This is a genomic window from Sphingobacterium sp. G1-14 (assembly GCF_002196555.1).
Classification (GTDB): Bacteria; Bacteroidota; Bacteroidia; order Sphingobacteriales; family Sphingobacteriaceae; genus Sphingobacterium; species Sphingobacterium siyangense.
Genome location: NZ_CP021381.1, coordinates 6,149,691 through 6,165,290 on the forward strand (window position 1 = coordinate 6,149,691; position 15,600 = coordinate 6,165,290).

General features: G+C 40.5%; 11 protein-coding genes. 1 reads left to right on the forward strand and 10 read right to left on the reverse strand.

The genetic code is table 11. The features are described 5' to 3' along the window. Nucleotides 1-3: 3 nt before the first annotated feature. Together CBM24_RS26335 and CBM24_RS26340 are read right to left on the reverse strand one after the other, a co-directional pair. Nucleotides 4-3,372 (reverse strand): DUF5107 domain-containing protein, encoded by a 3,369-nt coding sequence (locus CBM24_RS26335; RefSeq protein ID WP_088163307.1) that lies wholly within the window; start codon nt 3,370-3,372, stop codon nt 4-6. A gap of 54 nt (nt 3,373-3,426) precedes the next feature. Then, complete coding sequence (locus tag CBM24_RS26340) at nt 3,427-4,803, reverse strand: sugar porter family MFS transporter (RefSeq protein ID WP_075990295.1); 1,377 nt, start codon at nt 4,801-4,803, stop codon at nt 3,427-3,429. Between the two features lie 129 nt (nt 4,804-4,932). On the opposite strand from CBM24_RS26340, the gene CBM24_RS26345 reads away from it, so the two are divergent. Beyond that, nucleotides 4,933-5,826, forward strand: coding sequence for an AraC family transcriptional regulator (locus tag CBM24_RS26345; protein ID WP_088163308.1), 894 nt, complete (start codon nt 4,933-4,935; stop codon nt 5,824-5,826). A gap of 173 nt (nt 5,827-5,999) precedes the next feature. Here CBM24_RS26345 and CBM24_RS26350 read toward each other — a convergent pair whose 3' ends face one another. From CBM24_RS26350 to CBM24_RS26385, 8 genes are all read right to left on the reverse strand, one after another. Next, nucleotides 6,000-6,779 (reverse strand): enoyl-CoA hydratase/isomerase family protein, encoded by a 780-nt coding sequence (locus CBM24_RS26350; RefSeq protein ID WP_088163309.1) that lies wholly within the window; start codon nt 6,777-6,779, stop codon nt 6,000-6,002. 5 nt (nt 6,780-6,784) lie between these two features. After that, entirely contained in the window at nt 6,785-9,277 is a 2,493-nt protein-coding gene (locus tag CBM24_RS26355) for a DUF5686 family protein (RefSeq protein ID WP_157698592.1), read from the reverse strand. 174 nt (nt 9,278-9,451) lie between these two features. After that, on the reverse strand, nt 9,452-10,828 hold the full coding sequence (locus CBM24_RS26360) for an NADH-quinone oxidoreductase subunit N (protein ID WP_088163311.1): 1,377 nt from the start codon (nt 10,826-10,828) through the stop codon (nt 9,452-9,454). A gap of 17 nt (nt 10,829-10,845) precedes the next feature. Next, nucleotides 10,846-12,288 (reverse strand): NuoM family protein, encoded by a 1,443-nt coding sequence (locus tag CBM24_RS26365; protein ID WP_088163312.1) that lies wholly within the window; start codon nt 12,286-12,288, stop codon nt 10,846-10,848. A gap of 14 nt (nt 12,289-12,302) precedes the next feature. Then, nucleotides 12,303-14,225 carry an NADH-quinone oxidoreductase subunit L gene (gene nuoL, locus CBM24_RS26370; RefSeq protein ID WP_088163313.1) on the reverse strand — a complete coding sequence of 641 codons (1,923 nt, stop codon included), beginning with the start codon at nt 14,223-14,225 and terminating at the stop codon, nt 12,303-12,305. Nucleotides 14,226-14,244: 19 nt separating this feature from the next. Beyond that, complete coding sequence (gene nuoK / locus CBM24_RS26375) at nt 14,245-14,574, reverse strand: NADH-quinone oxidoreductase subunit NuoK (protein ID WP_046673084.1); 330 nt, start codon at nt 14,572-14,574, stop codon at nt 14,245-14,247. After that, complete coding sequence (locus CBM24_RS26380; protein ID WP_046673083.1) at nt 14,574-15,071, reverse strand: NADH-quinone oxidoreductase subunit J; 498 nt, start codon at nt 15,069-15,071, stop codon at nt 14,574-14,576. The genes nuoK and CBM24_RS26380 overlap by 1 nt, the downstream gene beginning before the upstream one ends. A gap of 11 nt (nt 15,072-15,082) precedes the next feature. After that, the gene (locus tag CBM24_RS26385) at nt 15,083-15,592 is read right to left on the reverse strand and encodes a NuoI/complex I 23 kDa subunit family protein (RefSeq protein ID WP_070560982.1); all 510 of its coding nucleotides are present in this window, start codon (nt 15,590-15,592) and stop codon (nt 15,083-15,085) included. Nucleotides 15,593-15,600 lie beyond the last annotated feature (8 nt).

Consider the following 15,600-nt stretch of genomic DNA (forward strand, 5'->3'; position numbering starts at 1 on the left):
GAATTAATTCTTTAAAGAAGTTTCACCTAAGAAAGAATACATAATAGCCTGGCTCCCTTGGTGATTGGGTTCCAACTGCTGGACTTGTGCTAAATAATCCATTGCCAAAGCACGATCTCCATTCCCCAAATACCCCAATCCCATGACATACAAACAATGTATTTTATTCTTATGATCCAGATCTTCCTCCCAAATATCCATATCAGGCAAGGAAACTGCAAAATAATCTATTTTGAAGGGCTTGTCAATAAATAACTTTCCATGATCAATTAAACATTGAAAACGTTGTTCAGCTCGCACTGGATCACCAAGCTCATGCCAGGCTAAACCTTGATAAAATATCTTATCTGGTTGTGGATCATTATAGAAAAGGGCCTGCTGGGGTTCATCAGCACCTTCTGTTGCTTTATAGAAATAAACTTTAGCTTCTTCGTCCATCCCCAATAAACGATAGACGAGTCCCTTATAATAGTGAACATCGTTTTCTTCCATTGTAATCAGCTTACCTTCACCAAGGTTATGTGGATAATAATCAAGCGCCTTTAGCAAGGAAAGCGCCTGTTGCGGCTCGTTTTGCAGTATCGATTTTTTGGCCAATTCCAGCTGACATATGGTGTATTGACGAGAGACCTTACCTTCCCCTCCTTCCCAGGGCTTAAACTGCCGGGAAGCAAGCAACGTTTTCGCGCTCTCATATTCACCCAAGAGATTAAACAGGGTGATCCGCTCCAAGAATAGATCATCTCTAAGCATCACCAAATCCGGATATCGATCGAGCAGGGCCAACCTTTCTTTGTAAGAGCGTCCCTCCTTCTTGTAGAGCTGATGAAGCTCCATGAGTAAACGTGCATCAGTTTCATCCAATGAAAATGCGCTCTCCAATAGGGGCAAGGCTTCTTTCTTCTTGTTTATCCGATTATAATAAGCTAAGGCCAAATTACGATAAACGGTAGGAAACTGTCCATCCAATTGGATAGCATGCTCCCAACAGTCAACAGCATCCTGATGCTGTCTTTTACCATACCAAAGATTGCCCAAATAATACGAGGCCTTTGCGTCAGCACTATTTAAAACTAGGGCATGTCGGAGAATTGCAATCTCTTCAAAACGATTTGGAAAACAATAAGTCGGATCCATAACGGCGGCTTGATCACAATACGTTTTTGCCTTGTCATGCAAGCCCAGATGAGTCGCAAAATACCCTAGTGTATAATATACCATAGGGTAAACTAAGGTTACGTCTTCAATGGTTTTTTCAAGGAGTAAAGATGCTTCTTCATACAGACCGGCATGAGCAAAATCCAATGCATACTCCATCACGCTATGAATATTAACGCGCGCTAAATCGAGAATAGGAGAAAATATCGATTCTTCTTGTGTTAACAGGTACCATTCGAATCGACAGCCCATATTAAACGGATCCAATTCCATTGATTCTTGAATCCATGCTAAAGCAGCATCTTTTGCCCCGATTTTTCTTAAAATAGAGGCCTTCAGCTGTCTTCCTTTATGGTGATACCAGTTTCTGCTCAATGACTGATCTATTTTTTCCAAAGCAGCTTTCCAATCACCTCTCTTGGCATCTATTTGTGCCAAGCCAAAATAGCCAGAATCCTTCCACGCGGCATTCCATGTTGCTTTGTAGAAAGCTGCATATGCCCCATTCAGATCCCCAGATAGTTGCAGAGCTACACCAAGGTTGTAGTAAGGTTCTCCATCATAAGGATTGGGATTACGTTCCGTAGCGCGAGCGATCGCGGTCTCAAAATAAGTAATGGACTCCTCTATCTTACCGTTCCGCAACAAGAAAGCGCCCATTGCATTATTACATCTGATGTCGTTCGGTTCACGTCGCAGAGCCTCCTTATAATAATCCAATGGATTATAAGTTGCATGTCGGTACTGCTCCAGATGCTGTCCTGTCAAAAACAATTCTTCGATAGAACAAATGTCTTCGGGCAGCAATGCTGCCTGTGCTGGTTTGGGTATATCTTTGGCATTCTTCGCCTGTTCTTGCTGGTAGACCAATATTTCATGGTTATTTTTATCATACACAGTCAATATGAGTTCGGTTGGTACACTGTCCAATCCAGCAACACTTTGGGTATAAATATTCCGAGGAGAACAAGTCACTTGTTCGTCCAAATAGATTTTACCGGCCGTATTACGTAACAAAACACGTATACTTTCATACCTCCCTGTTGTATACAAGACAATGTGAGCAGTCTGCTCCCTAACCTCCATATTGAGCACCGCATCTTTTGTTGCATTTTTCACCTGTCCGACTTCTGCGTATGGCATAAAATACTGAGACCAGGATTTCACTTCATAGGGTTGTAACCAAGCAAAATCAGGCTGATTATCTGTATATACACCAGCCATCAATTCAATATATGGCCCATTTTCATCTGTCAGGTTTCTATCCCAAGCGACACCAAAGTCACCATTTCCCCAGGTCCACTGTTTTTTCCCCGGTGAAATGTGATGGTCGGCCACATGTAACATCCCCGCATTGGTAGCACCAGCCTCATAGCCGCCAACGAAGTTGTATTTCGATTGAATGGCCATATAGGATGTCGGAACAGGAATATTTTTGTATTGTGCAATATCAACACCTCCCGAGTAATCGTACTTGTAATAGGTTCCCGTAGCAATCGGGAAAGAAGAGACCTCTCGCTTTCCATGATCAAAAACGGCATTGACATCGGGAGGGAACACGGAATAATAGTCGTCATTCACAACAACAGCCGGATTGGCCCACCACAGAAAAGTTTGTGGCAATGCTGTCCGGTTATACACCTGAACCTTGATTTCCAGATACGCTTTGTCGGGATGCAAAGTAAATCCCTGCATGGCCTTCATCCGAAACATACGCTCGATTTCGTTGCACCAAACCGTAATACTTCCATCGCTGTTGTGTTCGATTAAATGCTCTGTGGGCATAAATGTAGTCGGTCTATGATGCTGGGGCCAATTAAATTCAATCCCTCCGGAAATCCAAGGACCAGTGAGCCCGACCAAAGCGGGCTTGATAACTTCATTATAGTAAACGAAATGTCGTTCTCGAACTTTATCATAAGCCATATGAACCCGTCCACCTAAAGCTGGAAGAATCATCACCTTGATATATTCATTTTCAAGAAATAGCGCTTGATAGATCTTGTTTCGCTTCTGATCGCTAATTTTCTCTATGATCGGATAGGGATATACTACCCCCGAGCTACCTTGGTATACGCGCTTTTCGGCAAATATGGGATTCTTCTCCATCGTCCCAATCTCGTATGTTGGAATCGCAACCTGCTCCTCCCATGCTTTTACGATCCCTTTCTGGTCAACTGTTGATTTTATGAGGTAACGCGTCAATTCTGTCATTTTCTTAATACGCTAATAGGTTTATATAGGTCGAGTTGATTATCCTAGTGCCAATTATCTTTCAAGTTCTTGTTCAATTTCTTCTAAGCTTTTTCCTTTGGTCTCTTTCAGTCGGCTCCATAGAAACAGATAACCGATAAAACAGACTCCACCATACAGCCAGAATGTACCAGCTGCGCCCAGATTTTGATTCAGTAAAGGAAAAGTATAAGTGAGCACAAAACATGCAATCCATAGTAATGATGTCGCGATCGCCATCGCCTGCGCCCTTACAGCGGTAGGGAATATTTCGGCGATGATTACCCAAGTAACAGGTGCCAAAGTCATCGCATACACCGCAATTCCGGCTAACACAAGAAGAAGCACGAAAATGCCACTGCAATTGAAATAATAACAAGCCCCTAGGGCAATATAAATCACAAAAAGCCCTGCTGATCCGAAGAGCATCAATGCACGGCGACCAATTCGATCGACCAGATACATGCCGATGAATGTAAAAATTACATTGATCACTCCAGTGATAATAATATTGAAAAGCATCCCCGAAACGGTATATCCAGCAGCCGTAAAAATTTCTTGGGCATAATTAAAAATAACATTAATCCCACACCATTGCTGAAAGACCGCAATAAAACTCCCGAGCAACAACAACCGCAGCAACTTGCCCTGGAATAAATTTCTTTTTCGGGCTTTACCCTGATTTAGTTCAGCCGCCTCGGCAATAGATCGTATATTTTCTGCTGCATATTCATCTCCACCCATGCGTAAAAACACACGCTTTGCCTGTTCATGCCTCCCTTTCGTATACAACCAACGGGGGCTTTCGGGAATCAGGAAAAGCAGCACTAAAAAAACGACCGCTGGGATCGCTCCTGCCCAAAACATCCATCTCCACCCCTCTTGCCCATTCCAGGTTTCTAGAATAGATTCTCCAGCTAAAATGGGCTTTGCAATGAGCCAATTGACCACTTGCGCTGCAAGTATGCCCAGTACAATGGTTAATTGATTGACCGATACAAATTTTCCCCGACTTTCCGCAGGGGCGATTTCCGCGATATACATCGGAGCCAAATTGGAGGCTACACCAATACCTATCCCGCCCAAAATCCGATAAATAATAAAGGTATCAAGTTCGGACGCCATGCCGGTTCCCAATGCAGAAATTATAAATAAAATTGCGGCTGTATAAATCAGTGGTTTTCGACCATAGCGATCTGCCAGTCCCCCCGAGAGCAATACACCAACAAAGCTTCCCACAATCGCCGAAGACATGGCCCATCCCTGCAATGCAGGATCGGATTCCAAATGAAAATAAGCTTCGTAAAATGGTTTCGCACCTCCAATAACTACCCAATCATATCCAAATAGAAATCCACCAATAGCAGCCACAAAAGTGATCAATAGCAGATAGGTTGTTGCAGTCTTTTGCATAAGAGTTTACATATTTAGATTTACTTAGGTAAAAGTAATGGATTACTTGGGGAGAATCATGTAAGTGAACACGATAAACATGTAAAATATTACTATTTTTATAAGGATAACCAAAAACAAGCTCGATTTATGAAACAAAACCAAGATGTCATCGCTGAAGGATTCAAAGGAGAAAAGGCAATTGTCCTTCCCTATGCCGTATGCAACTACCAGACAGACAATAACATCACAACAAAATTACACATCACACATATCGGCTATTATCCCAATGCAAAAAAACATTATCGCGATCGTCAGGAAGGATGCAAGGAATATATTCTGATTTATTGCGAAAAAGGAAGTGGTTGGATAAAACAGGATGATACAACGCACAACCTCAATAGAAATGATATATATATCATACCGAGAGATAGTGCACATTGCTATGGCGCAAAATCAAATGATCCCTGGAGTATCTATTGGATTCATTTCGCCGGGACAGATGCGGCACTTTTTAAACATATCATGGGTCAAGTCATCCACATAACTGATTCCGACCCAAACAAACATGCCAACCGTATTCAGCTTTTTGAGAGCATCTACAAGAATCTCGAAATGGGATACAGCCCAGAAAATTTGGAGTATACAAGTTTTTGCTTTCAATATTTTTTAGCCTCTATTCAATATCAGGCGCAGTTTAGAGAAAGCAACCGAATTCAAGTAGATAATATCATACAGGACATCATTATATTTATGAAAGACAATCTGGAGAACAATATCAATTTGGAAGAGATTGCCGCACATTTCAACTATTCTAAATCACATCTTATTAACTTGTTCAAGCAGAAAACGTCTTACCCCCCCATGGTGTATTACAATCAACTACGGATGCAAAGAGCTTGCTCTTACTTGCAATTTACGCTACTCAAGATTAAAGAAATCGCATTTAAGCTCCAATTTTATGATCCCTTTCATTTTTCAAAGGCCTTTACACGAGAAATGAAAATGTCCCCCCAAGAATATCGCAAAAAATATCAAAAATAATGTCGGTTAAACCCTTCAGATTCATAAGCCATCTAGATCAGTTACCTCTAAACAATTGGTTATAAACGATTGGCTCTCCATTCGAACATCTTTTCTTGGTGTTATCTCATCTCTTCATCGACATTCAAACCTGCCAATACACAACGTATAGCGTTTAGCGAAGTATTGCGGCCTTATTCAAAATTGGGTGGCCTTTTCCCTAAAAACGCCGACACACCTTCTTTGAAATCTTCTGTTCCGAACAAATGACCGAAGGCGTCCATTTCCACCTTATTCCCATTCTGTTGTCTGTCTTCAGCTGCGTTAATGGCCGCAATGGCATTTGTTATGGCAACACGAGAGCGCGTAAATATCTTTTGGAGTATTTCCTCTGCCCGGGCAATTAGTTTATCCTGTGCGATCACCTCATTGACCAGTCCTAGTTCATAAGCCTGCTGCGCATCAATCATATCGCCCGTTAAAATCATTTGCATAGCCTGTCCTTTTCCGATCAATTTGGGCAAACGCTGCGTACCTCCGTAACCCGGAATCAGGCCCAAAGAAACCTCCGGAAGTCCCATTCTGGCATTTTCAGAAGCGATACGAATATGGCAAGCTAAAGCCATCTCGAGTCCTCCGCCTAAAGCATATCCATTTATAGCAGCAATAACTGGCTTCGGGGAAGCTTCGATAAGATCCGTAAAAATAATATGTCCTCTTTCACTAAGCCATCGTGCCTGAATCACAGACAAATCCATAAATTCCTTGATATCCGCGCCCGCGGCAAATGCTTTATGTCCGGCGCCAGTCAGGATAATACCCCTTACATGATCATCGGAATTGAAATGTTTGAAGATATCTTGCAATTCATCAAGCGTTTCCTGATTTAAGGCATTCAGTTGCGGCTCGCGATTAATGATGACATAGCCAATACTATCTTTAATGGCATACTTTAAATTTGAATATTGAACCATAATTGCTAAAAATTAAAATGTAAGGATGCCGTAAAAGTATCAGAAGGAACTCCTTCACCGCCTTTATAGCTTAATCTCTTTTTATACTCTAATCTAATCAATTTAAAGATATTATCCACCCCCACAAGTCCTTCTACATAAGGTTTGTTACGCACTGCTTTTGTTTGAATAATACCATCCTTGTCCGCTTCAAACTGAATATTTTCGGGCGTAATAAAGGGATTGTTGGCATCGCTTAACTTTCCATAAAAAGCCTTGAATCCTGTTACTTCACGCCACTTTAACCGTCTGAACAAAGGAATTCTATTAAAAAAGAAACCATTCCAATTGTGGTAATAAGTTAATTTCAAAAACTGGTCTGAAACAAATTCCGAGGTCGCCATCAAGTCAAAATTCACTAACGGTCCTTGCTTATCTTTAGTGACTTCTGGAAGTTCCAGTAAAGTATAAGGCAGGTGTTTCCCCCAAATTCTCCCGCCTGAGAATTCAAAATCAGCCTGCCCTGCTGGCGATAAGAACAATCGTTTGAACACACTGAACCGCAACGCATCATAACTATAATCTGCCCCCCAAAATCCTTTCAGGCCTTTATTATATTGCAGGGTAAAAATGGGATATTTATTTTCTACTGTTCCCCTGTCGAGATTATGATAAGTAAATTCTTCATTCGGAGCCCAACGCAAAATTAGCTGTAGATCATTTGTATTTACTTGGCGGACTGTATCGGGTGAAGGTAGACTATTGATATAAAACAAATCACCGCGAGGTTGTCTGCGGGTATGTGTAAATGCCGTTCCTACACTAATATGGTTCCCAAATTCGATCAGATGATCGATACGATAGATATCATTAAACTGCCATTTATTAGGTCTGTTTTTTCCAAAAGAACGGAAGAAACCATCTCCTTTTAAAAAACCCAAACCTCGCCCCGGTTCCATAACGTCGTGCTGTACGGTAAAGCGCAAATAATTTGCTGGAAACTGAACAATACGTTCTCCATTTAAAGTAAGTGCCGTACTCAGGTAGTATTTTAGCGCCTTGTCTTTATCACCATAGGCTGTGTATCCTTCAATGTAGGCTTTTTCCGAAAACAAGCGTGTTGTTCGACCACTCATCCTAAAACGATTCCCTTCGTAATTATTACGGCTATAAAGATATTCCAGTGGACCAAACTCAACTTTCCCGGCATTATAATACCCCTTTGCCAATAAATAGCCCAATGCTACTAACTGATTAAAAGAACGCATATTCTGTACCGAATCAACTTTTTGATATGCCCCTACTTCAGCATGGCTTAATGGGCTTGGTCTGACCCCTACTATGGGTACATGCGGTGCGGACTGGAGGAGATACCTTTTTTCAACAGGTACACCAGCAAAATTCTCATTCGAAATAGAATCGGTGCGATGTCCTAAGTATTGGGTTTCCCTGCGCCCATACAATACATCCGACTTGCTCCCGCCAAATAACATTTTCAGGTCTGCATGAACGGGAAACATGCTACCGTTTTTAAATTCGCTATAGCTGAGATCTATCTGCACGTCATTTATCCAATTGATATTTGCAGTACGTCCGATATTCAATGTCGCGCGATGAACCGCATACCTTGTATCATCTGAGATCAGTAGATCACCATAGAAGAGCAGATCAATTTCCGATTTACCTTCAAAATGGAGTTCAATATAATCCTTCCCCTCGATCTTTATCGTATCTTGAATTTTGTACCTATAAAACGCTGTAGCACCGGTAGCAATAGGGCTTAAGATACCCTTGTTTGTGACCTGAATCGTATTATCGTAGAGATCAACATCACGGAGTATCGTCTGGAACCGTGTCTGCCAATTATCATTGTTAAAAAAGCGTGGATTTAATTCGGTCTGATTGTGGCTGATGACAATCTTCTTACTACGATCTGGATTATGGGATGAATAGATATTGGCATAGTTTTCTTCCAAATAAAAGGGTGCAATGGTCTGCCCCCTAAAAGCTGTAGAATCAACATTTTCAAAGAGGAATCGGAATGGTTTCGGAAATTTTTTCGCTTTATCCTCAGGATTGACAAAACCAAATTGCGTCTTCTCATATTCGTCAAAACGAATTTCAGGTATACGGGTATAATGATTTTGTGGTCGATGTGCTATCACCTGTTCGATCAGTGCAATAGCTGGATCTTTAGGCTTTTTGTTTTTTCTATTGACCACGACCTCCTCTAATGTATTATTCGAGGCAATTAAATGCACCGTCAGCATAGAATCTTGTAACCGACGAACATCCACTGTCCTGCGCTCATACCCCACTGCTCCAAATACAAGCTGTCTGTATTTCTTGATATCTTGAATCTTAAAATACCCAAGGGTATCGCTGCTACCACCGCTATCTTCCCCAAGCCAGTTGATTGAAACCCTTGAAATGCCCTTGCCTGTTTGTGCATCAACGACCTTTCCACGAATAAAGTCCTGTGCAATTACTTGTTCGCAGATAACGAAGAAAAGTAACACACATAAAACATGAATCGAAAAAGATTTAACACACACTTTAAACGCCATCTGCAATTTGATAGGATTTCTTTTTTACAATATACAATTTGTATGCAAGAGTTATACCAATAAAAATAAAAAAAGCACAGCGAAATCGCCATGCTCTAATAAACAACAAGTATTTTAACAGAAACTTTATATTAATTTTAAAAGGCAGTCTGGATATACCCCAATTAATATGGTAAGCATTACGGCAAGGAATAATACCAATGAATAATTCCACTGCACATTGACACAGGATTCGTCACTGTCTCTAAAGTACATCGCAACGACAACTTTTAAGTAGTAATACACGGCAATGCCTGCATTGATTACCGCCAATACGAGCAAAACAATATGATAATTTTCCATAACAGAAGAAAACATCATAAACTTACCAATAAATCCAGCTGTCAGTGGTATTCCCGCAAGAGAAAGCATGGCTATCGTGATAGCAAATGCGAGCAAAGGATTTCGTTTACCCAAGCCATTAAAACCTTCAAAATGCTCAGAGCCGGTCGTTTTCTTGACAAGGATCAATCCCGTAAAGGCAACAATGGTTGCCAGTGAATAGGCAAGGCCATAAGCAAAGATACTATTAGCCGAAGTGGCCCCTACTGCTACAATAGCAAATAACATATACCCAGCATGCGAAACACTTGAATAAGCAAGCATACGTTTGAAGGAAGACTGCATTAATGCAGAAATATTTCCAACAAATAAGGTGAGAACAGCGATCACTAAGAAAACCGGAGTCCAAAAATCTTGTAAAGGCAATAGACTATAACTGAATAAACGTAACAATCCGGCGAACGAAGCAACTTTAACGACCGTACTCATATAACTCGTAATCAGTATCGGAGCCCCATCATAAACATCTGGTGTCCAGAAATGAAAGGGAACAGCCCCCACCTTGAACGTCAGTCCCACAATGAGGAACAATATACCTCCATAAAACAAAGGCGAAATTGCATGCGGGTTATTGACGACATAGTTTCTGATTTCACTTAAATCAAATGATCCGGTAGCACCGTATAACAGGGCAATACCAAACAGTAGAAACCCAGTAGAGAAAGCTCCCATCAAAAAGTACTTTAATGCAGCTTCATTTGATGCTTTGTCTCTTTTACGTATACCGACCAAAATATAAAGCGCTACAGACATAATTTCAATACCTAAAAAAAGCATTGAAAAATTATGATAACTATTCACAAGAACAGCACCTGTGAGAGAGAAAATCAATAATGAATAATACTCCGCAATTTGTCCCTCCTCATCAAAATATCCCTTTGAGATTACAAAGATGCACAAGGTAACCGCGATACATAAGATCGAGAAAGCAATAGCATAATGATCAAAATGAACCATCCCACTATAGAGAGGTCCGCTGATAGACGTCCAGTCATTCCATAAGAAACCAATTGCGACCAAGAAGCCAAGAATAGAAACAGGCAGCAGCATAGATTTCATCTTGAATAAGCCAAGGTAAAGGACGACTAATGCTAATATCGAAAGTGTAATTATTGCACCCATACAATTAAATATATCTATTATCTGCCTAAAAATGTACTTAAAACTTCCACAGAACCTGCAGAAAGGCTCAATAGGAAATTAGGGAATATACCAATATAAAGGATCAAGACAGAGACCACTGTCAATACAATAAGTTCCGTTCCTTTTACATCTTCAAATTGTATAGTTCTTTCGGTCGTTTCTCCCAGCATCGTTCCTTGATAAAGCCTAAGGATATAAACTGCACCCAGAATTAAGGTTAAACCCGCAAAAACAGCAAACCAAAATCCATATTGAAAGACGCCTTTCAATAATAAAAACTCACCAATAAATCCATTTGTTAACGGTAACCCCACTGCTCCCATACAAATAATCATAAAGAAGATGGCCAACCGAGGCGCCTTGCTTGCTATTCCACCAAGCTCAGTAAGACGACGTGTCTGTGTGCGTTGCTGTATAATATCCAACACATAAAAAAGTCCTATCACAGAAATACCGTGATTTAACATTTGAATAGTTGCTCCACTCAGGCCATTGGTATTCCATGTGAAGACACCAGCGCTAATTAAGCCAACGTGGGCTATTGATGAATATGCGATCAATCGCTTCACATCATCTTGTTTAATTGCAATAATGGAAGCATAAACGATCCCAATGACGCATAAGATCATTGCAAAATGTCCGTATAGAGCAATACCAGCTGGTGCGATAGGCAATAGCCAACGCATTAAACCATAAACCCCCATCTTGAGCATGATACCCGCCAATAACATCGTGCCTGCTGCAGGTGCGTTTGTATACGTATTGGGTTGCCAAGTATGAAAAGGAAAAATTGGTATTTTGATGGCGAAAGCAACAAAAAAAGCCCAAAATAACCATCGCTGTGTGTTTTCCCCCAAATCTAATGCAATAAATGAAGTCCATTCAAAATCACGATTGGGCACTTGTTGATAGAGATAAAGAATACCGATCAACATCAAAAGGCTACCCAAAAAAGTATAAATAAAGAATTTCAAATTTACGCGAATACGATCTCCTTCACCCCAAAGTGCACAAATAAAATAAATCGGAATCAAGGCAATCTCCCACCCCACATAAAAAGTAAAGGCATCCAAGGCCATAAATACGAGCAGTAAGCCCGCTTGCATAAAAGCCATTAAAGCATAAAAGTTTCCTTTATAATCCTTCTTAAAGGTTGTGGCAATAATTAAAGGCATCAGCCCATTCGTCAATAAGATCAACGGCAAGCTAATTCCATCAACGCCGATATGAAAATGAATATGCAATGAAGAAATCCATAGCCAATTTTGTTCAAATTGCATTCCGCCATTTGCGTCAAAAGTACAAAGGAAAGGAATAGTCAAAGCCAAAGACAGTAATGATAAAATCAAGGCAATAGACTTTGCAGCATTGGTCTTTAAAAACGTTAGAATCAATGCGCTTATTAACGGCAATAAAATAAGTAAAAACAAGTTATCCATCGATTATACCAAAATTAAAGACTCAACAATCCATAGATGAAAATGGCAATCACCCCAATTACCATCATCAATAAATAAAAACCAACATTACCATTCTGGAGCAAACGCAATACTTTTCCTGTATCAAATGTTGCTTTCCCGGCACCGTTAACAACACCGTCAATCCCACGTTGATCCACAACATTCCCGAAGAAAGCCGAGAGCCAATTGATCGGACGGACAATGATGCTATCATAAAGTTCATCCACGTAAAACTTATTGTAAGATAGATTCGCCAAGAAACTTCTGGTACCTTCTCCCGCTTCAGGTAACTGTTGTCGTTTAACATACTTATTAAAGGCTAAAGCAACCATAATCAATACTCCAACAACAGAAACGGCCATTAATAAATATTCAGTACTGTGTTCCAAATGATGAGTTGCAGGTATTATCGCTTTTCCCTCTGAGAACACTGGCGCCAGGAAATCCTCAAGCCAATGATTACCTCCCAAAACAGCTGGTAAGTTGATCACACCTCCAACCACAGAAAGTATAGCCAATACAATGAGTGGCATGGTCATACTCTTTGGAGATTCATGCAAATGATGTTTTTGTTCTTCCGTGCCACGGAATGTTCCAAAAAAGGTCATAAACAGCATCCTAAACATATAGAATGCCGTCATTAATGCGCCAATAAAACCTAAACCCCATAAGACCGGACTAGCGGCAAAAGCCCCCGCCAATATTTCGTCTTTCGAGAAGAAGCCAGAGAATGGTGGAATTCCTGCAATCGCAATTGTCCCCATCAACATCGTCAGATAAGTAATAGGCATTGCTTTCTTCAAGCCGCCCATTTTACGCATATCCTGTTCCTCACTCATACCATGTATAACAGATCCGGCCCCTAAGAATAGTAATGCTTTGAAAAAGGCATGAGTCAATACATGGAAAAATGCTCCCGTAAATGCTCCGACACCAAGGCCAAGGAACATATACCCAAGTTGTGAAACGGTTGAATACGCCAATACCTTCTTAATATCATTCTGCGTCAGTGCAATCGCAGCCGCCAATAGTGCTGTACAGATAGCTATGACAGAAATGAGCTGCAACGTAAACGGTGAAAGGATAAACAATACATTGGAACGTGCAATCATATAAATACCGGCTGTAACCATCGTCGCCGCATGGATCAGGGCCGACACGGGTGTCGGGCCAGCCATGGCATCTGGCAACCAGGTAAACAAAGGTATCTGCGCCGATTTACCTGTTGCAGCAATAAATAACAAAATGGTAATGCTAACGACTGTGATATCACCAACAGCAAAATTCTTGGCCGCTGGAAATACAGTCGAAAATTCTAAGGAGCCAAAAGTCCCAAGTATTAAAAATACCGCAAGCAGAAAACCTAAATCCCCTATTCTATTCATCACAAATGCTTTTTTTGCTGCATTTGCATACGAACTATTCTTATACCAAAAGCCAATCAATAAATAGGAACATAGTCCTACACCTTCCCAACCGATGAACATGACCAGGTAATTGGATCCCAATACCAATAGCAACATAAAAAAGATAAAGAGATTCAAATAAGCGAAGAACTTACCAAATCCATTATCATGATGCATATAACCAATGGAATAGACATGGATAAGGAAACCAATTCCCGTAACGATTAAGAGCATGATCGCACTTAACGGATCTACCAAAAAGGAAAGACCGATCTTGAGATTGCCCACTGCAATCCAATCAAATACATGTTGTTCAACGATGCCTGCTTGTCCAGCTTGTCTCGCTTGGTAAACTTCAGAGAACAGAAGGCAGCTACATACAAAAGAAATAAGCACTACAGCGCTGCCAACAGCGCCTATCATACCTTTGGAAAAGGTATTCCTACCCAATCCATTCACTATAAACCCGATTAAGGGCAAAAGGGGAATCAACCAAACTAATTCACTCATCGTATTTATTTCTTAAGTTCTACCAACGAAGTTTATTTAAGGAATCGATATCCACAGACTTCGTATTCCGATATACCATAATAATAATCGCAAGACCTACGGCAACTTCTGCCGCCGCCAATGCCATGATAAAGAAGACAAAGACCTGTCCTGACGAATCGCCATGCTGCACTGAAAAAGCAGCTAAAAGAAGGTTCACCGCATTCAGCATCAATTCAATAGACATCATAATAATAATGACGTTACGGCGAATAAGAACACCGATAACACCAATAACGAAAATAATCGCACAAAAAATCAGATAATGATTTATTGGCACCCCCTGCAACTGTTGAACAACTGTTTCCATTAGATTTGTTTAGGTTCTTTCTTAGCTAATAATATTGCTCCAATCATTGCCGTCAATAACAATAATGATGATAACTCAAAAGGAAGCAAAAATTCGTTAAACAACACCTTACCCAGATTCTTAACCAACCCGATTTCTGGATTAACAACAGTCAAGGGATTAGAAATATCAAATACGCGGTATACACCGAAGAAAGTCACCAATAGGCAACAGCCGGCGATAACACCCATAAACTTAACCAAATTGGATTTCATGGGTTCGGTATCCTTATTCAGGTTGAGCAGCATCAATACAAATAAAAACAAAACCATGATGGCTCCCATATATACGATGAAATTCACCACAGCCAAAAACTGTGCATTCAAAAGAATATAATGTATTGTAAACGTAAAAAACGTAATGACCAGATACAGTACACTGTGTACAGGATTTTTTGTAAAAATGGTCAGCAGCGCAAAGAAAATAGACAAGAAGGCTACAAAATAAAATACTGTCATAATTTCCTGGTTTAGCTCTTTAATTTGGTAATATCAAAAGTTGGTTCTACCAATTTATCTTTTCCATAGATAAAATCCTTACGGAGATAATCTGCTGTCACATGCGGTCCATCCAGATAGATCGCTTCTTTCGGACAGGCCTCTTCACATAGACCACAGAAAATACATCGCAACATATTGATTTCATATACTGACGCATACTTTTCCTCGCGGTAAAGATTTTCTTCACCTTTTTTTCGCTCGGCAGCAGTCATTGTAATCGCCTCTGCAGGGCAGGACAAAGCACATAATCCACAGGCTGTACACCGCTCACGCCCTTCCTCATCACGTTTGAGCGAATGTTGCCCCCTGAAGTTTTTCGAATAAGGTCTTATTTCCTCAGGATATTTAATGGTTGGAATTTTCTTAAAAAAATGCCTTAATGTAATGCGTAAACCTTTGATAATGGCCGGAAAGTAAATTCTTTCCGAAAATGTCATCGGTTTTTGTTCGATTACTTTTTTACGATTGGTTAGTTGCATAAAAAGTC